23 protein-coding genes, 3 tRNA genes and 1 pseudogene are annotated in these 25,435 nt (G+C 39.4%); 2 read left to right on the top strand and 25 right to left on the bottom strand.

What is annotated here, in order from left to right:
• Window positions 1–13 precede the first annotated feature (13 nt).
• The 15 genes and pseudogenes from HA044_RS03870 to HA044_RS03800 form a co-directional block, all read right to left on the bottom strand.
• Window positions 14–115: pseudogene (locus HA044_RS03870) on the bottom strand (IMP cyclohydrolase); the annotation flags it as partial.
• 33 nt (window positions 116–148) lie between these two features.
• Window positions 149–1,558, bottom strand: a complete 1,410-nt coding sequence (locus HA044_RS03865; protein WP_187539470.1) for a hypothetical protein — start codon at window positions 1,556–1,558, stop codon at window positions 149–151.
• An 8-nt stretch (window positions 1,559–1,566) separates the two neighbouring features.
• Window positions 1,567–3,657: a sensor histidine kinase gene (locus HA044_RS03860; RefSeq protein WP_187539468.1), complete on the bottom strand. Its 2,091-nt coding sequence runs from the start codon at window positions 3,655–3,657 to the stop codon at window positions 1,567–1,569.
• Between the two features lie 3 nt (window positions 3,658–3,660).
• Entirely contained in the window at window positions 3,661–4,914 is a 1,254-nt protein-coding gene (locus HA044_RS03855) for a DNA cytosine methyltransferase (RefSeq protein ID WP_187539466.1), read from the bottom strand.
• Window positions 4,915–5,090: 176 nt separating this feature from the next.
• Window positions 5,091–6,638, bottom strand: coding sequence for a bifunctional phosphoribosylaminoimidazolecarboxamide formyltransferase/IMP cyclohydrolase (gene purH, locus HA044_RS03850; RefSeq protein ID WP_187539465.1), 1,548 nt, complete (start codon window positions 6,636–6,638; stop codon window positions 5,091–5,093).
• An 18-nt stretch (window positions 6,639–6,656) separates the two neighbouring features.
• Window positions 6,657–7,253: a hypothetical protein gene (locus tag HA044_RS03845; protein WP_187539464.1), complete on the bottom strand. Its 597-nt coding sequence runs from the start codon at window positions 7,251–7,253 to the stop codon at window positions 6,657–6,659.
• Window positions 7,246–7,806 carry a phosphoribosylglycinamide formyltransferase gene (gene purN, locus HA044_RS03840; RefSeq protein ID WP_187539463.1) on the bottom strand — a complete coding sequence of 187 codons (561 nt, stop codon included), beginning with the start codon at window positions 7,804–7,806 and terminating at the stop codon, window positions 7,246–7,248. The genes HA044_RS03845 and purN overlap by 8 nt, the downstream gene beginning before the upstream one ends.
• A complete protein-coding gene (purM, locus tag HA044_RS03835) occupies window positions 7,803–8,825 on the bottom strand; it encodes a phosphoribosylformylglycinamidine cyclo-ligase (RefSeq protein WP_187539462.1) in 1,023 nt (340 codons plus the stop codon). Before purM ends, purN begins: the two co-directional genes overlap by 4 nt.
• A 22-nt stretch (window positions 8,826–8,847) precedes the next feature.
• Entirely contained in the window at window positions 8,848–10,290 is a 1,443-nt protein-coding gene (purF, locus tag HA044_RS03830) for an amidophosphoribosyltransferase (RefSeq protein ID WP_187539461.1), read from the bottom strand.
• Window positions 10,291–10,302: 12 nt separating this feature from the next.
• Window positions 10,303–14,028 carry a phosphoribosylformylglycinamidine synthase gene (locus HA044_RS03825; RefSeq protein WP_187539460.1) on the bottom strand — a complete coding sequence of 1,242 codons (3,726 nt, stop codon included), beginning with the start codon at window positions 14,026–14,028 and terminating at the stop codon, window positions 10,303–10,305.
• Between the two features lie 63 nt (window positions 14,029–14,091).
• Entirely contained in the window at window positions 14,092–14,799 is a 708-nt protein-coding gene (gene purC, locus HA044_RS03820) for a phosphoribosylaminoimidazolesuccinocarboxamide synthase (RefSeq protein WP_187539459.1), read from the bottom strand.
• A 151-nt stretch (window positions 14,800–14,950) separates the two neighbouring features.
• On the bottom strand, window positions 14,951–15,199 hold the full coding sequence (locus HA044_RS03815; RefSeq protein WP_187539458.1) for an acyl carrier protein: 249 nt from the start codon (window positions 15,197–15,199) through the stop codon (window positions 14,951–14,953).
• 3 nt (window positions 15,200–15,202) lie between these two features.
• Window positions 15,203–16,198 (bottom strand): phosphate acyltransferase PlsX, encoded by a 996-nt coding sequence (gene plsX, locus HA044_RS03810; RefSeq protein WP_187539457.1) that lies wholly within the window; start codon window positions 16,196–16,198, stop codon window positions 15,203–15,205.
• Window positions 16,195–16,974, bottom strand: coding sequence for a DNA repair protein RecO (gene recO, locus HA044_RS03805; protein WP_187539456.1), 780 nt, complete (start codon window positions 16,972–16,974; stop codon window positions 16,195–16,197). The genes plsX and recO overlap by 4 nt, the downstream gene beginning before the upstream one ends.
• A complete protein-coding gene (locus HA044_RS03800; RefSeq protein WP_187539455.1) occupies window positions 16,958–18,139 on the bottom strand; it encodes a pyridoxal phosphate-dependent aminotransferase in 1,182 nt (393 codons plus the stop codon). The genes recO and HA044_RS03800 overlap by 17 nt, the downstream gene beginning before the upstream one ends.
• 154 nt (window positions 18,140–18,293) lie before the next feature.
• Here HA044_RS03800 and HA044_RS03795 point away from each other — a divergent pair, with 154 nt between their 5' ends.
• Complete coding sequence (locus tag HA044_RS03795) at window positions 18,294–19,193, top strand: Rpn family recombination-promoting nuclease/putative transposase (protein ID WP_187539453.1); 900 nt, start codon at window positions 18,294–18,296, stop codon at window positions 19,191–19,193.
• Window positions 19,194–19,220: 27 nt separating this feature from the next.
• Complete coding sequence (locus HA044_RS03790; protein WP_187539451.1) at window positions 19,221–19,430, top strand: hypothetical protein; 210 nt, start codon at window positions 19,221–19,223, stop codon at window positions 19,428–19,430.
• A gap of 33 nt (window positions 19,431–19,463) precedes the next feature.
• Here HA044_RS03790 and srtB read toward each other — a convergent pair whose 3' ends face one another.
• From srtB to HA044_RS03740, 10 genes are all read right to left on the bottom strand, one after another.
• Window positions 19,464–20,321, bottom strand: a complete 858-nt coding sequence (gene srtB, locus HA044_RS03785; protein WP_187539449.1) for a class B sortase, LPKTxAVK-specific — start codon at window positions 20,319–20,321, stop codon at window positions 19,464–19,466.
• 91 nt (window positions 20,322–20,412) lie between these two features.
• Complete coding sequence (locus HA044_RS03780) at window positions 20,413–20,808, bottom strand: LPKTxAVK-anchored surface protein (RefSeq protein WP_187539447.1); 396 nt, start codon at window positions 20,806–20,808, stop codon at window positions 20,413–20,415.
• A 279-nt stretch (window positions 20,809–21,087) separates the two neighbouring features.
• Complete coding sequence (locus HA044_RS03775) at window positions 21,088–21,228, bottom strand: hypothetical protein (protein ID WP_187539444.1); 141 nt, start codon at window positions 21,226–21,228, stop codon at window positions 21,088–21,090.
• A 48-nt stretch (window positions 21,229–21,276) separates the two neighbouring features.
• Window positions 21,277–22,251, bottom strand: coding sequence for a ribose-phosphate diphosphokinase (locus HA044_RS03770; RefSeq protein WP_187539442.1), 975 nt, complete (start codon window positions 22,249–22,251; stop codon window positions 21,277–21,279).
• A 170-nt stretch (window positions 22,252–22,421) separates the two neighbouring features.
• The gene (pcsB, locus tag HA044_RS09975) at window positions 22,422–23,672 is read right to left on the bottom strand and encodes a peptidoglycan hydrolase PcsB (protein ID WP_187539440.1); all 1,251 of its coding nucleotides are present in this window, start codon (window positions 23,670–23,672) and stop codon (window positions 22,422–22,424) included.
• A 92-nt stretch (window positions 23,673–23,764) separates the two neighbouring features.
• The gene (gene mreD, locus HA044_RS03760) at window positions 23,765–24,265 is read right to left on the bottom strand and encodes a rod shape-determining protein MreD (RefSeq protein ID WP_187539438.1); all 501 of its coding nucleotides are present in this window, start codon (window positions 24,263–24,265) and stop codon (window positions 23,765–23,767) included.
• Between the two features lies 1 nt (window position 24,266).
• Window positions 24,267–25,085, bottom strand: a complete 819-nt coding sequence (gene mreC, locus HA044_RS03755) for a rod shape-determining protein MreC (RefSeq protein WP_187539436.1) — start codon at window positions 25,083–25,085, stop codon at window positions 24,267–24,269.
• Between the two features lie 65 nt (window positions 25,086–25,150).
• Window positions 25,151–25,238, bottom strand: a tRNA-Ser gene (locus tag HA044_RS03750).
• Between the two features lie 4 nt (window positions 25,239–25,242).
• A tRNA-Ile gene (locus tag HA044_RS03745) sits at window positions 25,243–25,316 on the bottom strand.
• Between the two features lie 33 nt (window positions 25,317–25,349).
• Window positions 25,350–25,420, bottom strand: a tRNA-Gly gene (locus HA044_RS03740).
• Window positions 25,421–25,435 lie beyond the last annotated feature (15 nt).

Here is a 25,435-nt window from a genome sequence, read left to right as displayed (position 1 = left end):
GTGCCGTTTTTGATTAATGACGGAAGTGACGAACTCCTGTGAAGATCATGGTTAAACCATGTTTATCATTCGCTTCGATAGACTCTTGGTCACGGACGGAGCCACCCGGTTGGATGAAAATTATTCTCATAAATAAGATAATACTTAACTATAAATGTTGATAACCTTTTTTCTGTATACTATTAGCTAAGCTATTTTTTATTGATTGTAATAAATCACTGTTTACTGAAAATATCATTTCTTTGTCCACCAAATAATCCTTGCCTTCATTTTGAATTGGAATTGTCTTAAATTGTGATAAATCCAAAATCAAGAACACATCAAAACACTTTCCATTAGCTTTAAATTCAAATTTCGGTGTCACAAAAATTGACTCAGGATACTTATTAAAACGTAGTTGACCATCTTTTTTAAAAAAATAAATTAAAGCATTATTTTTTTGTTCTTTATTTAATCTATCTGTTTTGGTAAATGTTTCAAATAAAGTTTTCATTAAAGATTCCGAAATAACCATCCCTGGAATTATTCTATAAAATTCTCTCTTATTTTGAGCAACATCACATTCTGGGCTGATCTCAAGACCTACTATTTTAAAATAATCGTTATCTGCATTTGCTTTTTTTGTTGCAACTTTTATAAAACAGTCTCTCATTCTTTCTCTATTAACGATATTGTAATCAAGGAATGATTGATCATTGGCACAAAACACTTGTCCTATACGACTAGGGTTTTCTATCGTATTAATATTAAACCAACTATTTACTCGCGAAGAATTAAATTCATAACTGTCTACTTTAGAAATTTTACTAAAATGTTCCCTGCTTAGCTTGATATCTTCTATTTTATGATTTAAATACGATGAAAAAACCGTATTTAAACTTTGGTATGCAGCAGCTATTAGCTGTTCATCTTTCACATTTTTTGAAAACTGCTCCAAATTAATATGAGATAATAAGTGTACTAACTGTTTTGCATTCATCCCTTGACCAACATCAGAAGTTTTCTTTATTAATTTCTGACTTGTTAACAATATTTTATTTTCCCAGCTTGAATAGAATTCTAGTAGCTCTATGCTACTTATCATTTCTTCTAGTTCTTTTTGAAACTCTTCCACTTTATCATTGTTGAATTCACATCCATTAGCTGTTGTTTCAAAATATTCTCCTTTATTTAAGCACTTAATTCTAAGAGGTCTTAAATGGGGGTATCTCCTATACACTGATTCCATCTCATCATTGAACTCTTGAGCATCATTCTTCTTCTTACTCCACAGCAAAATAAAATACGGACCGTTCTCCTCAGATATAATTCTATTTAAATTTGCAGTTATTGTGGAAGCTTGACTGGCGCTACCTGTCGTCCCCTCAGTTAAATTATAATCTAAAAAAACTAGTCTTGTCGCTTCTTTTTCAATGGTATCAGACGGTAAATTTTCAGGTTTACCATCATAATAGCGAAAAGACTTATTATTTTTTGATAAAAGTTTAATTAATGGTTCTGCTTCCATATATTTATCATCTAAAATTACAATAGATCCGTTATTAGGTAAATTAATCATATCCTATCTTAGTCCTCCGACAGTGGTAAACTCAGTATTATAGTCGCGCCTGATTGATATTCTTTCGGTAAATCCAAATCTTTATTTTCTGGGAAAAGTAGCTGTCCTTTTTGCGAATTCATAATTTCGTTAACAATATTTAACCCAAGACCCAGTCCACCTTGTTTTTCTCCGACAAAAGGACGAATCATATCCTCTGGATTTCCTTGAAATCCTGTCCCGTTATCTGCTATTATTAGCTCAACACGATCCTTCTCAGTTAGTACCGTATCAATTAAGATTTTTTTTTGTTTTTTTCCTGATTTATGTGTCCAGTATATTGAATTATCAATGATATTCATGATAGCAGACACAATTAAACCTTTGTCACACAAAACCTTATAATTCTTATCTTTATAAAAACTATCAATCGAAACTTCATGGGCTTCTAGCCTAAACTCAACATTAAATAGAGCATTATTAATAATCTCTATAACAGAGTAGTTAGATTTTCTTCTATTTCGTAATATCGAGGTATAGCCTTCAATTACATCCCGTAACCTATGCGTTAACTGATCAATTCTTTGAATCTCTTCAGAATTCCATGAAATAACAGAAAGTTCCTTTACAATTTTCTCCATCTCATGGATAACAATTGCATAGCTGCTTGTAGCTGATGAAGTTTTTACGTAAGTTTCTTTAATAAATTTATACTCTGACTTCACTCGATTTAGTTTATTTGAAATTTGTTTCTTTAGTTTTGTTTCAACATTTAAAGATTTAATCTCCTTATCCACATCATCAATAATATCAACTAAATCTTTGTTATCTTCTTTTAAAGATTGGCGTAACCGATCTTTATCGATATTTCGTTCCCTAGTAAATTCAAATAAGTATTTTTCAATTATATTTACAAACACTTCATAGCTTTGATTATCAATGAAACCCTCGCGATTTGCTTTTTCTACTAACCCCCTACTATTATTACGTTTTAGGGATATAGCTCCTAAAATTATATTGTTACTCAATGAACTAGCTGGATTATTTACACGTTTTGAATCAAGATTGAGCCAATCATTTCCCTTTTCACCATAATCTAAAACGCGCATATTATCACGGAAAATTCGTATACCCCCATTTTCAGTCAGGTAGTCTTTAAAAGATTTCTTATCTTCCATAATAAAGCGAGTGACGTCAGATGATTTATCAAAAACATATAATTCTATGGAAAAGTCATTTATCCCATACTGTTCCATAAAATTTTTAGATTTACCTTGAAAAAATTTAGCTGGGTCTTTACGTTTGCTATCACTGAAAAAATCAAGTGGAATTATATTTTTTTCTATCCTACGAGATTTAACCGACATATTGTCATAGGGTAAAAATTCATACTTAAAATCTTCAATATTGCCATCTTTAAACTTCGCTGTCGAACGGTATAAAGCAAATTGTTTAATCTGACCGAAATCTAACATCCCTTCTAGCCAATCATCATGTGTACTTTTTATATTAACTTTAAACGATTCTTGGGACTCAAACGGAGAATTCAATGAAATGATTTGTCTATATGTTTCACGAAATTTACGTTTGTTCCACTGCTCTATATTTCTAATCTGAATCTTTGTTCCAGTACTATTTATAAACTTCTGAGGTTCCCGTTCCTCAATAGTAATTGGTATTTCATCTAAAAACTGATTTGAATCAAACTTACTCCAATCAATTTTAAAATATACTTCAAGATTTCCCTTCGATCTAGTGATAATTTCAATTTCTTTACCTAGTTTATGAATTCCGAATCGGCCAATTCCTTTTTCTCCAATCGGTAAACGCCCTAATTTAGTCTTCTTTTCTTCATCAACTTGTCTCTTTTTATGAGTATTTCCTGGCTGCATCCAGACATCTCTAATCGTTTCAAAAGACATTCCTACTCCGTTATCTTCGACAACGATTTCCCCAAGCATTTCTGAGTCTAAATAAGATAAATTTACCTCACATTCTGTAGCATCAGCATCGTATGAATTTTTTATTAACTCTAATAATGCGATCCCCTCATTTTTAATTAACTGATCTCCCAATTGAATTAAAATTTGAGCTTTTGGTCTAAATTTAATTTCTGTCATTTCTTAGTCCTCGTTAATAAAATATTCCTCTAATTTTTTTGCAATATAATAAGCCATTAGAGGAGGTACGGCATTACCAATTTGTGTAAATGCTGCTGTTCTTGAACCTTCAAAAAAGTAATCATCAGGGAAAGATTGGATTCTAGCAGCTTCTCTAACACTTATGGAACGGCATTGCTTAATATCAGGATGTATAAAATAATGCCCGTCCTTTGCAATATGTGCAATCATAGTGTGAGAGGATGGTAAATTTGAAGCTAACACCTTAAACCTATCTAAAAATGATTTTTGATTTTTGTGCGTCACAAGATTAGCAGGTAATGAGTCATACCTCAATCTTACTCTACTTTTATCCCACAAATCAATAGCTCTAGCATAAATTTCTCTATCTCTGTTATTCGTATATCTTGAAACATGCCATGTCAGTGGAGCGTCACTATCTCTTATAAAACTCTTAATTAGATAGTCATTCGTTCTCGATACATACGTATTATCTTCAGTCCCAATATCCAATTTAGCTAAATCATTCAAAATACATTTTACACTTGCATTCGGAAAATTTATTTTTTTAAAAACAGGATAAGAAAAATTGAACTCTTTTTTCCATCCGATTAAAATTACTCTTTTACGCTTCTGTAAAACACCAAAATCTTCCGCATTTAAAACTTGGTATTCTACTTTATATCCTGATTTCGAAAAAGATTCAATAATATCATCTAAAATTTTACCATTTCCAGCAGTTAAAATTCCTGGAACGTTTTCAAAAATAAACATTTTGGGAGAGTAATGAGTAATAAATTTCACATACAGTTTATATAAGTAGTTCCTAGGATCGTCTTTCATACCTGTAACACTTACAGATCGCCCCATTACAGAGTATGCTTGACATGGCGGCCCTCCAATTACTAAATCTACTTTTTTAGTTTCTGTCAACCTAACATATTTATCTACCTGCTTAAAAACTTGATATATACTATTATCATTAAGTTCTGTATTGATAACACTTTCTAAAATTTCCTTAGGGACCTTTCCCCATAACTCTTCCCTAGATATTTCTCTACGAAGGTATTGGTAATAGAAATCAATCTTCCTATTTTCTTTTAAATAGTAATATGACAACCTTGTTTTTAATGTGTTACAAGCATGTTCATTCATTTCCACATGAGCTACCGGACTATAATTACTAGTTCGTTTAAATCCCTCTGACAAGCCACCCGCTCCAGCAAATAAATCTATATATTGTATTTTAGATTTCATTTATTACCTTGATCTTCTTATTTTTATTATCTATTATATCATTTTTAAGGGAACAAAAATTTATTTGTTTATAATAGCTTGTAAAAATTATTTCTATATATTATATTGTTTGAATTCTCTTACTAGTTGATATAGATAATAAGGCACTCACCGATGTGGATGAGTGCCTTTTTAGATTAATGACGGAAGTGACGAACACCTGTGAAGACCATCGTCAAGCCGTATTTATCAGCCGCTTCGATAGACTCTTGGTCACGGACTGATCCACCTGGCTGGATGATAGCCTTAATTCCTGCTTTGGCGATTTCTTCCACGTTATCTGCAAATGGGAAGAAGGCATCTGAAGCAAGAACAGCGCCATCAAGACGGTCTTTAGCTTGATCAATGGCGATGCGGACGGAAGCCACACGGTTAGTTTGCCCAGGGCCAACACCAAGTGTCATGTGGTCGTTCGTCACGATGATACCGTTTGATTTAACGTACTTGATAGCCTTCCAAGCAAATTCAAGAGCTGTCGCTTCTGTCTCAGTTGGTTGACGTTTGGTCACCACTTGCCAGTCAGCTGGACTTTCTTTGACCACGTCTTGGTTTTGAACGAGGAGACCACCAACAACACCAGTGTATTCTGCTTCCACTTCGCTCGCATCTTGAGCATCGAATGGCAATTCAAGGATGCGCAAGTTTTTCTTCTTAGTTGTCAAGATTTCAAGCGCTTCGTCCGTATAGCTTGGTGCAATGATGATTTCAAGGAAAACACCGTGCATTTTCGTAGCTGTCGCAGCGTCCACTTCACGGTTGAGAACAACGATACCACCGAAAATGGATACTGGATCAGACTCGTAAGCGTAATCCCAAGCAGTCTCGATGTCATCAGCTTGACCAATCCCACATGGGTTCATGTGTTTCAAAGCCACAACGGTTGGACGGTCTTTGAAATCACGGATGATCCGGATAGCAGCATCCGCGTCACGGATATTGTTGAAGGACAATTCTTTACCGTTTAGCTGTTTAGCAGATGCAATGGAGTATTCCGTAGGAAGAGCTTTTTGATAGAAGTCTGCATCTTGTTGAGGGTTTTCACCATAACGCATGGGTTGCTTGAGGTCATAAGTCAAAGTAAGTTTTTCAGGTTTTTCTTCACCCACTTGAGCTGTGAAGTATGCTGCAATCAAGGCATCATAAGCCGCTGTGTGACGGAATACTTTTGCTGCCAAACGTTGACGAGTTTCATAAGTGGTTTCACCATTTGCTGCCAATTCGTCAAGAACAACAGTATAGTCAGCAGGATCTACTACAACTGTTACGCTAGCGTGGTTTTTCGCTGCTGAACGAAGCATAGATGGACCACCGATATCGATGTTTTCCACCGCGTCAGCGTAAGTCACGTCTGGTTTAAGGATAGTTTCCTTGAATGGGTAAAGGTTGACCACAACAAGGTCAATCAATTCGATATTATTGTCCTTAGCCGCTTGAAGGTGGCTATCGAGGTCACGACGAGCGAGGAGCCCCCCGTGGATGTTTGGGTGGAGAGTCTTCACACGACCGTCCATCATTTCTGGAAAACCAGTCACATCATCGATAGCAATGGTGTCCACCCCAGCATTTTCAAGGGCAACCTTGGTCCCACCTGTCGAGATGATATCCCAACCAAGTTTTTTAAGTTCTTGGGCAAATTCAACAATGCCCGCTTTGTCTGAGACACTAATTAGTGCACGTTTAGTCATGTTTTTTCCTTTCATTTATCAAATTTTTGTTCCAGCTGGATCTACATACCAAAAATGATCACTATTTCTTTTACATTCTAAAGCTGGTACTCTCTTGGTAATCTTTCTTTTTTTAAAGTTTCCATTTTCATCATAATAATCAAGCCACTCATATGGTTTATTATAGTATTTCAATTTTCCACCACATTTTGGACACGATTCGATATGTAATTTTTCAATATTCAATCTCTTTTTCTCGCCACTAATTGCATAATTAAATTTAAGGGGATAACGAGTTTGATTCTTGGTAATTTTTCGCAAAGAAAAAATGATACCTGAAAAAATAAACAAACCTAAAAAAATAAACAAATAAATTTGCTTTCCTTGAACATTAGGAATATTCCCATTAAAAGAATTTTTAGCCCATTTTACAAACGGTTCAAAAAAATTGTAAAGTGGTAATAAACTTCCTATTGAAGCGAAGAAACCAATCCAACTCAATACTGCCATTGTAATTGGACTTCTCCAAATTGGTTCAGGTTCATAAGTAGCAACTTTTTCTGGTGGATCTTGATTAATTTGAATGTTAACATCCCTACCAGCTTTGTTCTTCCAATTATTAAAACTATTACCCATCTTCTTTCTTCTCAACCCCCAAAAGTTCCAACACTTCTGGATAAAGCTTGTACTCTGTTTCGTGGATGCGAGTCTCGAAAGTATCAAGGGTATCCCCTGCTAGTCGTGGCACACGGACTTGTTTGATAACCATACCGGTGTCCACACCAGAGTCCACCCAGTGAATGGTCACGCCGCTCTCAGCAACACCTGCATTCCAAGCATCCTCAATACCATGAGCACCTGGAAATTCTGGAAGATAAGCCGGGTGAATATTGATGATACGGCCTTCATAAGCAGAAAGCAAACTTGGGCCAACGATTTTCATATAACCCGCCAAACAGACTAGGTCAATCTGGTGCTCATCCAAAAGTTTGACGATAGCTTCTTCGTAAGCCGTTTTATTGTCAAATTCCTTGAGTTCAAAGGCATAGCTAGCCACACCTAGATTTTTGGCACGTTCTAAGACATAGGCATCCCGGTGATCTGAAAAGACAAACTCCACTGGAAATTCTTCAGCAATCACCTGAAAATTTGAGCCATTACCAGAGGCAAAAACCGCTATTTTTTTCATTTGATGATAACACTTTCGTTTTCTTTCTTGACGATACGACCAATTTCATAGACTGGTTCGTCAAGAAGTTCTTTGACACGTTCCACATTTTCTGGTTTCACCGCAAGCATGAGACCAATACCCATGTTGAAGATCTCAAACATCTCTTCATGTTTGATCTCACCATATTTTTCAAGGGCTTTGAAAATTGGAAGAACTGGCACTTTGCTTTCGTCAATTTCAGCAGCCAAGTCATCTGCGAACATACGTGGGACATTTTCGATGAAACCACCGCCTGTGATGTGGGCAATCCCATTCACCAATCCTTCTTTGATGAGTGGCAAAGCCGCCTTGACGTATATACGAGTTGGTTCAAGAAGAACGTCTTTAAGTTTTTTGCCTTCCAATTCTAGGAGAACTTCTTCACCTGTGTAATCCGCAAAGACACGACGAACAAGTGAGTAACCATTTGAGTGGATTCCGCTTGAAGCAAGACCAAGAATCACATCCCCTACTGCTACTTTTGAACCGTCGATGATTTGAGATTTTTCAGCGACACCTACTGCGAAACCAGCCAAGTCATAGTCATCTTCACCGTACATACCAGGCATTTCAGCAGTTTCACCACCAATGAGGGCTGCACCAGCTTGCACACATCCTTCAGCCACACCAGCAACGACCTGTTCTAGTTTAGCTGGTTCATTTTTACCAGTTGCGATATAGTCAAGGAAGTAAAGAGGCTCAGCACCTGCAGCGATGATATCGTTAACACACATAGCCACACAGTCTTGGCCGATCGTATCGTGCTTGTTGTACTTGATAGCCAGCATGAGTTTCGTTCCAACACCATCTGTACCTGAGATCAAAACGGGTTCTTTAACACCTGTCTTTGAAAGGTCAAACATACCACCGAAACCACCAAGAGCTCCCATGACACCCGCACGCTCTGTACGAGCCACGTGTTTTTTGATTCGTTCAACAACTTCATAACCCGCTTCAACGTCTACACCAGACTGCGCGTATGCATTTTTATTTGTCATTTTATTTCTTCCTTTTCATTTCCTATCGATAAAAACTTGTCTTTTCATCCAAACTTCTACGGTATTCTTCTTCGTAATCGTACAACGGGGTTGGATATTTCCCGTCAAAGTAAGCGACACAAAGACCACCGTTTGGCGCATCTGTTTCGATACCGATAGAATCAATCAAGCCCTCGATAGAGAGATAGGTTAAGCTATCTGCCCCAATGATTTGGCGAGTTTCTTCAACCGTATGATTGGCCGCAATCAATTCCTGACGCGTCTGAATATCAATCCCGTAAAAGCAAGGATAAGCTAAGGCTGGACTACCAATAGCAACGTGAACTTCTGTTGCCCCTGCTTCTTTCAACAATTGAACAATTCTCCGAGACGTCGTTCCACGAACAATCGAGTCATCAATCATCACGACCCGTTTTCCTTTAACGACACCAGAAACGGCAGACAATTTCATCCGAACCCCTTGCTCGCGCAACTCTTGAGTTGGTTGGATAAAGGTCCGTTGAGTGTATTGGTTTTTGATCAAGCCCATTTCATTTGGCAGGCCAGATTCTTCCGCAAAGCCCATAGCTGCACTGAGTGAGGAATTCGGCACCCCAACCACGATATCCGCTTCATGCTTGAACTCACGCGCCAATTGCGCACCCATTCTCTTACGAGCTGTATGAACATTGACTCCATGAATATTTGAGTCAGGTCGAGCAAAATAGATGTACTCCATCGAACAAATCGCTAACTGTGTATCTGTCGTATAGGTATCATATTGGATGCCGGTATCATCGATAATTACCACTTCACCTGGCTTCACATCGCGCACCCACTCTGCACCAATCACTTCAAAAGCACAAGTTTCAGAAGAAACAACAACGGCTCCATTGGTCATTTTCCCAATAGAAAGTGGTCGGAAACCATTTGGATCAAGGGCTGCAATCAGCTTGTCTTCAAACATCAAAAGATAGGCAAAACCTCCCTTGACAAGGCTGAGAGCTTCTTTGACTTTCCCCATAAGGCTCGGATTGTGGCTACGGCGAATCAAGTGAGCTAAAATTTCGGAATCTGAGGTCGAACTAAAAATAGCTCCTCTTTGTTCCAACTCTTTTTTCAATGATGCAGCATTGGTCAAATTCCCATTATGCGCCAGTCCAAATTGCATATCGTGAAAGCGAAAGAGAAAAGGCTGGATGTTATCCACAGAAGCTTCTCCCGCAGTCGCATAACGCACATGCCCGATTGCTCCTGTACCTGTTAATTTATCCAAATTGGCAGGATTTTTAAAGACTTCTGATAAGAGCCCCATATCCCGATAGCGTTTCAAATTTCCCTTGTCGTTGGAGAGAATCCCTGCCCCCTCCTGACCACGGTGCTGCAAACTATGAAGCCCAAAATAGGTTAATTTAGCGGCATCTGGATGACCCCAGATCCCAAAAACCCCACATTCTTCATTAAGAGATTTTACTTCGTATGTCATTTATTTACCTTCTTATTTCCCAGTAAAGTATTTCACAGCTGAGGCAAAGAGGTGTTGATCTTTGCTTCCTGGGATATTTTGGAAAAGTCCTTCTTCATAACGTTCTGAGTGGCCCATCTTCCCAATGATTTGACCGTCCTTGCTTGTGATACCTTCAATAGCATTCACAGATCCGTTAGGATTGTATTTAGAATCCATGCTTGGTTTACCGTCAAAGTCAACGTATTGGCTAAAGATTTGACCATTGTCACGAAGCTCTGCAAATTCTTCAGCTGTCACGACAAACTTCCCTTCACCGTGTGATACTGGGATGGTATGGACGTCACCAACTTTTACTCCGGCAAGCCATGGTGAGTTCGTGTTGGCAATCCGTGTTTCCACCATCTTCGCCACGTGTTGGTTGGCATCATTGTAGAAGAGAGTTGGACTCGTACTGCTTGCATCTTCAAAGTTACCATATGGAAGAAGACCTGATTTGACAAGAGCCTGGAATCCATTACAGATACCAATAATCAAACCACCACTTTCGATGAAACTATCGATAGCTGCACGTACTTTTTCATTGAGCAAGATGTTTACGATGAATTTGGCTGATCCATCTGGTTCATCTGCCGCTGAGAACCCACCTGCAAAGAAGATAATGTTCGCTTTTTCGATATTGTCAACCATAGTGTCAACAGACTTGACAATTGCTTCTTCATTCAATGTTACAAATGGTACTAAGTTGACTGTTGCCCCTTCTTTTTCAAAGGCCTTAGCGGAATCGTACTCAGAGTTAGTCCCTGGGAATACGGGGATGTATACCACTGGTGTTTCAACTGTTTCTTTAGCTTTGATAACAGCATCCGATGCTACAGCAGGCACTTCTTCAAGTTCAGTTGCCTGTGCAAATTCCGTTGGGTAAACTTCTTCCAATTTACCTTGGAAGGCACTGTCAAGTTTGTGTCCATCCAGCGTTACACCGTTGACAAGCAGTGTAAAGTCCGCAACTGTTTGTCCAATCTTAGTAACACCTGCAATCTCTTCTGGAGATGTGAAGACGAATCCACCCAATTGGGCTGTCAAGCTGTTGTCAAGATCAGCTAATTGAACAGTGGCACCGATATGGTTACCGAATGTTGCAAGGGCAAGAGACTCAACCACTCCACCATATTTGACAGCTGATGCAGATGTGACTTTGTGATCAGCTTGGATGGCTTCAAACTGAGCAAAGTTAGACTTGATCAGATCAAAGTCAATTTCTTGTGCCAAAGCTTGACCTGGGATGTAATAGATATTTTCACCAGCAGCTTTAAATTCTGGAGAAAGGACCTTACGGCTATCTGCTGTTGTGACACCAAAAGCAACCAAGGTTGGGGGTACTGTCAATTCTTCAAAGGTACCAGACATAGAGTCTTTCCCGCCGATAGATGGCAACCCAAGTTGAATCTGAGCTTCAATGGATCCAAGAAGAGCTGCTACCGGTTGGCCAAAACGTTCTGCTTGTTTATCCATACGCTCGAAGTATTCTTGATAAGAGAAACGAGCCTTAGACCAGTTGGCACCAGCGGCAACCAAACGAGCAGTTGCTTCGATGACCGCATAAGCAGCACCATGATATGGAGACCATTCGGCTATATAAGGGTTGAAGCCTTGCGCCATGACAGAGGCAGTTGTTGTCACGCCATGTTGAACTGGCAATTTCTGTACAGAAGCTTCCGTTGGTGTGATTTGGTAGCGACCACCAAGTGGGTGATTGACTGTTGAACGACCAACTGAGCTATCAAAGATGGTTTGCAACCCTTTTTGACTTGCATGGTTGAGATCAGACAAGACTTCAAGCGTATCTGCTTCAAGAGTTTCAGCGCTTGTTGTGCGTTCTTCTGGAAGTTTGACATCCTTGTCAACTACCTTAGCATCTACAACCACACGCACACCATTTGTGTCAAGGAAACGACGTTCCAAATCGACGATGGTTTCGCCATTCCAGTGCATGACAAGATTTGGTTTTTCAGTCACGGTTGCAACCACAACAGCATCAATATTTTCTTTGTTACATGCTGCAACGAAGGCATCTACATCTTCCGGACGAACCACCACGGCCATACGTTCTTGAGATTCAGAGATGGCAATTTCTGTACCGTTCAAACCTTGGTATTTCAATGGCACTTTGTCTAGATCAATTTCAAGACCATCTGCCAATTCACCGATAGCCACACAGACACCACCAGCACCAAAGTCATTTGATTTCTTGATCAGACATGTCACATCCCCATTACGGAAAAGACGTTGAATCTTACGTTCTTCGATGGCATTCCCTTTTTGAACCTCAGCACCAGCTGTTTCAACAGATTCAACCGTTTGAACTTTAGAAGAGCCTGTTGCGCCACCGACACCGTCACGTCCAGTCTTCCCACCGAGCAAGATAATCACATCACCAGCTTCAGGTTTTTCACGAACAACATTTTCCTTAGGAGCCGCACCGACAACGGCACCTAGCTCCATACGCTTGGCAACGAAACCTGGGTGGAAGTATTCACGAACATAGGTTGTTGCCAGACCAATTTGGTTACCATAGGAAGAATAACCGTGAGCTGCTGTTTTAGAAATCACTTGTTGTGGCAATTTCCCAGCGCGAGTCGCTGAAATTGGAGCTGTAATATCACCAGCACCTGAAATACGCATGGCTTGGTAAACGTATGAACGCCCTGACAATGGGTCACGAATGGCACCACCGATACAAGTAGCCGCTCCACCAAATGGTTCGATTTCCGTTGGGTGGTTGTGAGTTTCGTTCTTGAACATAAGAAGCCATGGTTCTTTGACACCATTAACATCTACTTCAATTTCAACGGAGCAGGCATTGATCTCGTCAGAAACTTCCATGTCATCCAAACGACCATTGGCACGCTCATAACGACCAAAAATAGTCGCCATATCCATCAAGGTTTGAGGTTTTTCTGTACGTCCCAACTCATTACGCATGGCGATATACTTGTCATAAGTCGCTTGCAATTGTTTTTCAAATTTAGAAGCTGAGAAGTCGATGTTTTTCAACTCAGTCTCGAAAGTTGTGTGACGACAGTGGTCAGACCAGTAAGTATCCAAAACCTTCAACTCAGTCTCAGTTGGTACCCGTCCAATGGACTTGAAATAGTCTTGAATGAAGAGAAGGTCATCCACTTCCATGGCCAATCCTTGCTCTGCCTTATACCGAGCAAAATCTTCAGCCGTATAAGTTTCAAAGAAATCCAAGTTTGGAATGGTCTTGTCAGACTCAGAGAAATCCTGCTTCGCAATGCCGACAGTGATATCTTTGAAACGAGAGTCCACTGGGTTCAAGAGGTAGTTTTTGACAGCTTCCAATTCATTCGCAGCAATGTCCTTGTTAACCAAGTACAATTGAGCTGTGTTCACCGTTACATCACTTGAGCTACCAAGCAAAAGCAAAGCTTCTTGTGAAGAGGCCGCACGTTGGTCAAATTGACCAGGCAAGCTTTCAATGGCAAAGAAAGCAACCTTCTCAAGATCAGCCTGAACCGCAGCTTCATCCAAAACAGTATCGGTCACTTGTTCAGAGAAAATATGTTTTTCTGCACGCGCAAACAAGTCCTCTGCCAAACCAAAAACATCGTAAACCTGCACAATCCGAAGGTCCTTCAAGGTTTTCAACTGAAGATTATGCTGTAACTCCTTTACTAAAGAGTGAGATTTCACACGAAAATCAGCTTTTTTCTCAACGAAAATACGTTTATCCATTTTATTTCCTTTAATTCTATTCAAATAGGTTATTGAAGACGAAGGTTTTCCATTTCAAACAATTTACTCCAAGCCCTGTAATTTTTCCAATACAACTTCATACACATCTGTCAGACTACCCAAGTCTCTACGGAAAACATCCTTGTCCATATGGTGCCCTTCAGCATCCCAAAGGCGGCAGTTATCTGGTGAAAACTCATCTGCCAAGATGATCTTGCCATCCTTATCAAAACCAAATTCCAATTTGAAATCAATCAAACGAAGACCAATTTGTGCAAACCAATCTTTCAACAGTTCATTGATACGACGTGTTTCTGCCTTAATATAAGCAATTTGTTCATCGTTGGCAACACCTAAGAATTTCACATGTTCGTCGTTGATAAATGGATCATCCAACTCATCGTTTTTATAGTAAAATTCAACGATTGGGGTTTCTAATTCCAACCCTTCTTCAACGCCAAAACGTTTAGAAAATGAACCTGCAGTCACATTACGAAGAACAACCTCCAAAGGGATAATTTTCACTTTTTTATTGAGTTGTTCGGTGTCAGAAATACGTTTGATAAAGTGTGTTGCCACACCGGCAGCATTCAATTTTTCAAAAATAAGAGACGAAATCTGATTATTCAGCACACCTTTCCCCTTAATAGTCTCTTTACGAGCCCCATTTAGCATGGTTGCTTGGTCTTTATAGACCGACTTAATCACATGTTCGTCCTCAGTAGTATAGATATCCTTAGCTTTTCCAGTATAAATCAGTTGATTGCTCATGACTTTGTTCGCCTTTCGTATTTTATCACCTACATTCTATCATAGACAAAGCGCATTTTCAATAAATTTCCGTACAATATAGGCAGAATCCGAATGAAAAGAACAGAAAAAAAAGACCGTTCAGAACAATCTCTGAACGATCCATTTTTCATTAGTGACCAGCAGTTCGTTTTTCAATATAATCTACAACATCCCCAACCGTGTTGAATTCATCAATCACCTTATCTGGGATTTCCAATTGGTATTCATCTTCCAACTCGATGATAAATTCCATCAATTCAACGGAGTCTGCCTGTAAATCCTTGCGCAAATCCAACTCCAAAGATACTTGGAAATCTGATCCCTTGCGCTCTTTGAGAAATTCCTCAATAGTAGCTAAAATTTCGTTTCGTTTACTCATACATTACTCCTTCTTTGATAATTCCTTCACTGATTTTCCAACAACATCCGTCTCTAACATGGTTCGAATCTGACGAATGGTGCTATAGACCGCTTTCGCATCACTTGAACCATGCGTTTTGACAACAGGTGCTTGAAGGCCAAACAAGACTGCTCCTCCAACATCTGAGAAATCCAAGGTTTGCTTCAATGATTTCAAACGATCCTTGAGCAAGAAAGCTCCTAGTTTCGCCTTCCAGTTTCCAGTGGCGATCGCTTGCTTCAATTGCTTCAAGATGCCAAAAGCTGTCCCTTCCATGGTTTTCAAGACAGCGTTTCCCGTGAAACCATCCGCCACAACAACATCAGCAACGCCATCCATCAAGTCACGCGCTTCCACGTTTCCAATAAAATGAATGGACTCGTCCTCAGACAGCAATTGATAGGTTTCCTTGCGCAAAGGATCTCCCTTGCTTGCTTCTGTCCCATTGTTCAATAGACCCACGCGCGGTTTTTGAATTCCACGCACATTTTCCGCATAGTAAGACCCCATTACAGCATACTGATGCAAGTGCTCCGGTGTATTTTCCGCATTGGCACCTAAGTCCAGCATATCATAACCACGTCCATCAACCGTTGGAAGTGTCGACATCAATCCAGGACGTTCCACCCCTTTGATGCGGCCAACGATAAAGAAACCAGCCGCTAACAAGGCACCGGTATTCCCCGCAGATAGCATGGCATCCACATCCCCAGTCTTCACATCTTTAGCTGCCAAGACCATCGAAGCCTGCTTCTTCCGACGAATGGCACGCGTTGGCTCATCATCTGAATCGATTTTTTCTTCTGTGTGCACAATGGACACACGTTCCGTCGCTGTCAAATAGTTCTTAATTTTTGCTTCATCGCCATACAAGACAATTTCGATATCACTAAAATCACGAATGGCTTGATTCACGCCTTCTACTAAGGCTTGAGGTGCATTGTCGCCCCCCATTGCATCTACTGCAATTTTTTTCATGTTTCACCTCCAGATGAATCTTTCATAATCGCTCCCCAATCACTCAAGGAGTCGATAAACTTTTTAGCTTTTAAATGGATCCCTACATACTCCTCATACAACTGATCCATCGCCTGACGTAGAGCTACTTTCATATCTGCTTGTAGGGAAATTGTCTCTAACTCACTGAATCGTACCGCTTGAAATTGATCCAATAAATAGAGAACATTTGGATGCCAGTGAGCGCGTCTCTCATCCTGATCATAATGATCCGGACAAAGGACCCCACTATACCGGAAGGAATAATCAAAAGGAAGACCAACCCGATGGCAGAAACAACATTCATGCAGGTTCAAGACAACCCCAAACCGCGAAAGGATCTGAATCTCAAAAATATTGGTCAAAACCTCATAATCCAGTCCCTCTTCCATCAAAGACAAGGTCTTCTCCAAAAAAGCAAACAAGGCCGGATCCACCTGATTATCCTGAATACTGGCATCCGCAAGTGCCAAAACATAGGTTGCATAAGAAAGAGCAAAAAGATCTGCATTGATTTTTTTATAGACCTGCACATCTTGAACATCATCGATATAACTCAGCCCATCATCATTGATTTTCAGCAACATATCTGCCGTAACCAAGGGCTGCAACACAGGATTTAACCGCGATTTACCAGCATGTTTCACAAAAAACATCCGCTTGCCCGACTTCTCCGTGAAGATCTTGACCAATTTATCATCCTCACGAAATTCCCGATTATAGAGCACAATGCCTCGGGTCTCAATTGACTCCAGCATGTTCTTCCATGTACTCCTTCAAGCGTTTCATAGCTTCCTTGATCACTTCCATACTGGCTGCATACGACAAGCGCACATAGCCTTCGCCGTATTGACCAAAAGCAGCCCCCGGAATGAAAGCAACCGCTTTTTCACGCGCAAAATCTTGCAAGAAAGCAAAGGAATCTTGGTTGTAACCAACTGGAATTTTAGCAAAAATATAGAAGGCTCCATCTGGCTTAATTATCTCAAACCCAATAGCAGACATCTTTTCAATAATATAATCCCGACGTTTCACATATTCCTTCTTCATCGGTTCCGCATCATCCCGACCAGCAGTCAAGGCCTCAATCGCAGCATACTGGTTCATGGTTCCAGCAGCAGTAACCAAATACTGATGGCTCTTGATCAATTGCGCTGTTAATACAGCAGGCGCAAAGATAAAGCCAAGCCGCCAACCCGTCATCGCGTGAGATTTGGACAAGCCATTGATGACAATGGTCTGCTCAGGAATAAATTCTGCCATAGAAACATGCGCTTTTCCTGTATAAGTCAACTCTGAGTATACTTCATCACAGACAACAAACACTTCATATTTTTTCAAAACCGCAGCCAATTCTGCCATCTGTTCGCGCGAATAAGTGACCCCTGTTGGATTGGATGGATAATTGAGAACAACTGCCTTCAGCTTGTCTCCTTGCTCCACAATAGCTTTTTCCAATTTTTCAGGTGTCAAAATAAATTGATCCGCCGTCGTATCAATTTCAACAACATCCGCCCCAACCAGATTCACAATAGGCTCATAACCCGGATAAGCCGGTGCAGGAAGAAGCACCACATCCCCAGGTTCCAAGATTGCCGTTAAGGTTGCGGATAAAGCTTCTGTCGCCCCAATCGTGACCAAAATCTCATCCTCCGGACGATAGTGAAGACCATATTTATCAGCCACAAATTGACTCGCAGCCTCACGCAAAGCCAGTAAACCACTCATCCCAGTGTAATGACTAAAATTCGCATCAATCGCAGCTTTCCCCGCCTCTTTGACATGTTCTGGAGTCGTAAAATCCGGTTCCCCCAACGTCAAACGCAAGACCCCAGGAATCGAAGAAATCGATTGGTCAAACTGACGAATCAAAGAAACTTCAATCCGATTGAGATTTTTATTAAACCGTTTCGTTAAATCCATAATCCACCTCCAAAAACAATTATATTCATTATACTATAAATAGAACCCCATCGCAAAAGAACAGGTAAACAAAAAGTCCCCACTTCAGATTTTCCCATGCAATAGGTCAAATTTTACGAATTATATAAGTGAGAACTACTAAAGGAGAACACTTATGCCCACTCAACTCAGACACCCAGATCTATCCCCAACCATGGACTTAATTGCCAAAAAGATCTTCCACAAACAACACCTAACAGCCGATTTCATCCGAAGCGTCCTTAATATTCCCGTTGTTTCCGTTGAAATACTCGATGGCACCCAGATTCAATTAGCCGAATATGACCATCCAAATTTCTATACAGCCGTAGATGTTTGCGCCAAACTTGAAGACGGTACACAAGTGATCATTGAAGTTCAAGTTACTAAACAGCGCTCATTTTTCAATCGTATGCTTGCCTATTTAGCCAATCAAATTACTGATAACTTAAAACGTTTAAAAACTGATCAAAATAAGACCCACACCCTCTACTCCAAGATGGATCCTGTGTACTGTATCGCGATTCTTGAAAAAGAACACTTTGATGATGATCGAGCCTTTCATACCCTCTCTCTTTATGATGAGGAGACCTTAACTCCCGTCTATTCAGATTTTCACGGAAGTTCTCAACGACCACCAATGAAATTTGCATTCCTAGAACTGAACAAGTATAATAAAGATAAGATTACAGAATACCACTTACAAAAATGGTTTGAATTTTTCTCAAACAAACCCTTTGATATCGAGATGGATCCCGTGATCAAAGAAGCAGAAGAATTACTAGACCAAACCCAATGGACAAAGGAGGAAAAAAGAATGTTTGATCAAAAACGTAGAAACCGCGACCTCTACGAAGGAGCCATTGCTCAAGCCACTTACGACGGGCAACAATTGGGAATTAAACAAGGAATTGAAAAAGGAATTCAAAAATCTAAAACAGAGATGGCAAAAGCTATGTTAAAAGACAAACTGGATATTTCCTTCATCGCCAAATACACTGGGTTAACGACAGATGAAGTCCTCTCACTCCAATAAAGTTATCCAATCTAGGAGGAAAAAAGAATGTTTGATCAAAAACGTAGAAATCGTGACCTCTACGAAGGAGCCATTGCTCAAGCCACTTACGACGGACAACAATTGGGGATTCAAAAATCTAAAACAGAGATAGCAAAAGCTATGTTAAAAGACAAGCTGGATATTCCCTTCATCGTCAAATACACTGGGTTAACCCAACAAGAACTCCAACAACTTGCCCAAACTACTCACATATAACAAAAAGGCCTAGCACTGCTAAGCCTTTATTGTTTATTGTTGACCACGTGTAGCAACATACTTCAATTGATCTCCGTGTTTGGCCACAAAATCCTTCATTTCTGAATCAGGAATTTGACGGAGGTAGAGGTTGGAACGAATGGTTTCGTCCTCTTCACGACAAGTAGACAATACCAAGTATTTATCAGATGCTTTGATCTTAATATTAGGATTCTTGGTTTGACCGTCTTCGTAAACCTTCTTCAACTGAGTTGTAAAGTCTTCATCATCCTTAAAGCTCGTACGATAAAAAGCTGTCGTTTCAGGAACAATCACCAAACACATTGCTTCATAGTAGTACTTGCGTTCTGGTGTTTCAATGACAACATATGGATGTTGATCAAAGAATTCTTGCTTATCATAAAAATTCACATCATTAAACATCCGGTGATCACCAACTTTACTACCACGAGCATGACCAAACAGCCAAGTCAAACGGTCACTAAAGTTCTTTTTATTATCCATATCCATAAAGACTGTTCCCAAATATGGTTGGTAACCACCATCAAACGTCTTATTTAAGTAAGTGGCATTATCCCCAGTTTGCACCACTGGCTCATCTAACTGAGTACCAGGAGCGTATATATAAGCAATCGCTTCAGGGTTCACAGCTGTCAACTGGGCAAACCGATTTTTTAGATAATCTTTTTCTTCTTGGCTAGGTTCATACTTCACTGTCTGTGATGAAGCACTGGTTGAAGATCCAGTTGTTTTCTTAGCTGTATTAGAGGCCTTTCCACCAAATGGATTAAAGAATAAAAAACCAGCGACAACCACAATAACTGCTAAAAGAGCAACAAATAGTCCAACAATCTTCCCACCTGAAGATGTTTTTTTTGCAGAACGTTTCATAAAATAAACTCTCCTATTAGGTATTTTCTCTAAAAAATATCACTGAGCCCAAGGACTCAGTGATATTTTTATGAGCTAATTAATAATCAAATTATTTAACTGCGCTTGTTTTTGGAAGTGCTTTTTGACCTGCAGCTGCTGCTGGAGCTTTAGCGTCAGCTTTTTTATCGTCAGCTTTTTTAGCATCAGCTTTAGCATCTTTAGATGCACCTTCAACTACGAATTCACCTGGTTTACCTGGTACAGGTACAAGTTTTTCGCCATTTTCATTGAATTTAGCTTTAGTTGAGTCAGCATCAACATTGTTAAGACCGTCTTTATTGTATTGAGTAAGACCATCTTTATCGTTTGTGAACATGTCTGCACCTGTAAGTGGTGTAGCATTGTCGTCTGCTGAGTAGTGTTGACCAGTGTTATTGGCAAAAACTGGTGTTGCTGCTGCAAATACAGCAAGAGCTGCTACTGATGATAATAAAACTTTTTTCATTGTTTTATCTCCTTTTATAGTTTTAAAAATATTCGTTACTTCGTAACTATAAGTAGTATACTAGGATATGTTTCTCCTGTCAAGAGTTTTTTATCATTTTTTTTAAAAATTTTAAGATTTTTTCCTATTTGATCCCTAAAATTACGATTTAGCACTATATTATACTCATCTATTAGATTTATTCGGTTTTTGGACACTTTTACTCAATCGTTTCTCTATTAGATATATAGAACTTTCTAATTTCACAAATCCCCACTTCTTTTCCACTTCAATGATTTCCTATTTTACCGCACGATTTTTGGGCAGAGTCTTCTTCGGCAAACTTGGATCTGCCTTGCTTTCGAGTTTTTGAGCCGCTTGAATCAGTTCTTTTCGCTTCTTTTCATTTTTAACTTTTTGCCACCACTGTTTGATTCCCATTTGTGTTTCTCCTATATAAAAGAGGCCAGTAGCCCAGCCTCTTCATTCTTAACTTTTTTTCGCATTTCCCGTTTCAAATAAAGGTGAAAGAGGACGATTTTCATGGATGCGAACGATCGCTTCAGAAAGAAGCTTCGCAATTGAAATTTGCTCGATCTTGTCAATCAAGCGATCTTCCGGCAGATAAATCGTATCCAAAACAACTAACTTCTTGATCGCAGACTTCTGAATATTGTCCATAGCAGGTCCTGATAGAACTGGGTGCGTACAGCTTGCATAGATCTCTACAGCTCCTGCTTCTGCAAGGGCATCCGCTGCATGACAGATCGTACCAGCAGTATCAATCATATCATCAATCAAAATACAAGTTTTACCTTCAACACTCCCAATGATGTTCATCACTTCACTCGTATTCATCTTATCGACACTCCGGCGTTTATCAATAATCGCAATCGGTGTCTTCAAAAATTCAGCTAATTTTCGAGCACGAGTCACTCCACCATGGTCTGGACTAACAACAACAAAGTCTTTTCCAATCATCCCGCGACGTTCGAAATAGTCGGCGATCAATGGAGCTCCCATCAAGTGGTCAACTGGAATATCAAAGAAGCCTTGAATTTGTGCTGCGTGCAAATCAATGGTCAAGAGGCGATCTACACCAGCAACCTCAAGCATATTCGCAACCAACTTAGAAGTGATTGGTTCACGAGCCCGAGCTTTCCGGTCTTGACGAGCATAGCCGTAATACGGCATCACCACATTAATCGATTGCGCACTCGCACGTTTCAACGCATCTACCATAATCAAAATTTCCATTAGATTATCATTAACCGGTGAGCTAGTGGATTGCAAAATATAAACATCTTTCCCACGGATTGATTCTTCAATATTAACCTGAATTTCTCCATCAGAAAATTGACGAACCGTTGACTTTCCAAGCGGTAGTCCCATTTCATGAGACACACGTTGAGCCAATTCTTGATTTGACGACAAAGCAAAGAGCATTAAATCAGAAAATGACATGATTTCCTCCAGTAAAATCTAAAAACCATATTGTACAGTCAGCACAAATTTCTCCTACCACCATTTTATCGCTTTTTAAACAAATATTCAAATATTAATTTATGGAAAATACAAAAGAAAGAAGCTATCAAAAAAAGAAGCAGAACCTTTGTTCTGCTTCATGATAATTCTTAATTTGGATAGATATAAGTAACAGTACCTTGAGCATTGACTGGGTTAAACCATCCACGGTAGTTTCCAATACTACGAATTCCTAAATAGTTAGATTCAGAAACTTGGATGCTTGTTGTAGATTGAACAGCAGTAACGACTGCTACGTGTCCATATCCACCATCATTCCAACATGCAATAGCCCCAACTTGTGGTTGAGATCCTGTACGGAATCCAGCCGCTGCTGCACTTGCTGCCCATTGACCACCGTTACCCCAGTAATCGCCAGCCCATGGAGCTAAAACTTTCGCACCCCAAGTACATTCACCTACTGGGTAAGAAGACGCAGATGAGCTGTAGGTAGGACGAGAAGTAGTGGCTGCTGGAGCTGCTGCTACTTTTTGAGTTGTTGCTTGAGCTGCCGGAGCTGCTGGAGCTGCTGGAGCTGCTGGAGCTCCAGATGCTGCAGGAGTTTGAGCTGCCGCTTGTACTTGTGCTTGAAGAGTTGTGTTAGCCGAAGCTTTCACAGCTGCTTGTTGTTCTTTTTGTTTAGCACGGTAAGCTGCTTCTGCTGCTGCTGCCGCCGCTGCTGCTTTTTCAGCCTCAGCTTTTTGTTGTACTAACGCATTCTTCTCATTTTCAGCAGTTGATTTTTCAGCTGCCAAGTTCAATTGTGCAACTTTCAAATCAGCTTCTTTTGTAGTCAAAGCCTGCGCATCATCATCTAATTGTTGCTTGTTAGCAATTACAGTATTGATCGCATCATTGTTTTCTTTTTGTTTTTTCGCAATCTCTTCTTTATCACGTTTTTGCTCTTGCAACATTTTGTTGTTTGCATCAGCAATTTCGTTCATAGCAGAAATGCGTGAAATAGCTTCAGTCAAAGAACCAGAGCTAACGATCGCATTGATATAGCTTGTTGCAGTTCCAGTTGTTTGAGCGCTACGTGCTTGATTTGCAAGTGATTCTTGACGAGCAACAATATTTTTTGATAACTCATCAATCTCAGCAGACAATTTTTCAGATTCGTCATTCAAACGATCATTTTCAGCTTGAAGATCTGCTTGTTGTTTCTTGATTTCAGATACTTGGCCTTGAATTTGATCTACTTGAGCTTGCGCACTTTGTTGTTGTTGATTAATACTATTGATTTTGTTGTCTTGAGCAGCAATCTTATCGTCTGTAGAGTCTGCTGACACACCAGCTACTACAGCTACTTGTGCTAAAGCAACAGTACTCAATAAGATTGTGGCAAATAATTTTTTCTTCATTTAAAATTTTCCCTTCTTAAATAAGACACTAACTAGTATAACAAATTTTTTCAATTTTTATGTTACGCTATTGTTACATTTTTATTTCGACTTTATAAATAAATTTTTTCAAGTAATGGTTGAAGCCCAATATACAACAGAAAATTCAATAATAAACTTGGCGCAACTTCATAAACAATCACTGTAATGCCATTAAAGTGAATTCCAATAATGAAGATTTCTAAAAGACTAGCCAATAATTGAAAGGCCAAAATCGTTAGTAAGAAGGTGAAAAAACGAGTTAAGCGGTTGACCAAAATAATTTGATTATAATGCGAATACACTAACTGCAATAAAGGAAAGAGTAGAAAAGCAATTCCAAGGGTATGAAGAAAATAAACGTCAAAACAAAACCCAAAGAAAATAGCCCACCAAATACTAGCCATTTCAGAAAAATAAAGACTCAAGACCATAAAGCCATAGAAAAACAAGAAAGATGTAGACGTAAAAGAAGATGAAATAAAACGCGAAACAATAAAAGAAATTTGCCCATCCACAAACAAGGAAAAAAATAACAATATAGGAAAGAAATAGTGTTTTCTTAATACTTTCACATTATTCTCCAATCAATAGCACATATCGTTCAACATCCAAATTTGCTTTTGGTTTGACTCGAATTTCTTGCCCCAGCTGATCGGATGATTTTTTAACTGATGTCACCGTACCAACTGGTAAATCACTACTTTTATAGTTTCCTAAACCACTTGTTGAAACTAAAGATCCTTTCTTAATGTCGACCGGTTCTCCAATTTGCAACAAACGAAACTCGCCCGTCTTATCGTCAAAACCACTAAGTAAGGCAAAAATTGATTGACCTTGTCCATCAATCTTCAAGGTCAAATGTTGAGAAGCTATATCATTCCCAACAAGCAACTTCACATTACTGGAATGACTTTCCACCTTTTCAACAATTCCAATCACACCACCAGAAGCAAGGACAAACATAGAATCTGAAACACCATCCGAACTCCCCTTATCAATCACAAATTCCTGATCCCAAGAACTATAATTTCGATCCACAATCTCCCCCATCATTTGTTTTGAAGAAGATGTAGTATCTTTTATATTCAAAAAACTCTTTAACTCTTTATTTTCCGCAGAAAGTCGATCAAGTTTCGAACGATCCACATCATTCTGGTACAAACTAGATTTCAAACTAGCATTTTCATTATAAACATGAGCTAAATTTTTTAGATCATTAGCCTTCGATTCTACTTTTACAAATGGTAACGAAACAGCCCTATCCACAACAGCCAATCCATCTGCCGATTTGGAAACAATCGTTTTACGAATAGATGGAAATAAAAACAATAAAGCAGAAGACACAAGAACGAATAAAAAAGAAACTATTTTCAAAAAACGATGTAAAGCCATAGTGAAAAACCTTCAAAAAGATATAAAAAATAGCCTGAGACAAAATCCCAAACTTCAAAACTATACGGAGAATGGGGGATTCGAACCCCCGCGCCAGTTACCCGACCTAACGATTTAGCAAACCGTCCTCTTCAGCCTCTTGAGTAATTCTCCTAAATGGGCACGAGTGGACTCGAACCACCGACCTCACGCTTATCAGGCGTGCGCTCTAACCACCTGAGCTACGCGCCCAAGTTAAAAACTTGGTGTTTGAACAATGTTCAAAGCGGGTGACGAGAATCGAACTCGCGACAACAGCTTGGAAGGCTGTAGTTTTACCACTAAACTACACCCGCTTAGTATTAAAAGAA

This window comes from Streptococcus sp. IMAU 99161 (assembly GCF_014435245.1).
GTDB classification, from domain to species: Bacteria; Bacillota; Bacilli; order Lactobacillales; family Streptococcaceae; genus Streptococcus; species Streptococcus lactarius.
This window is presented reverse-complemented; position numbering and strand designations above follow the sequence as displayed.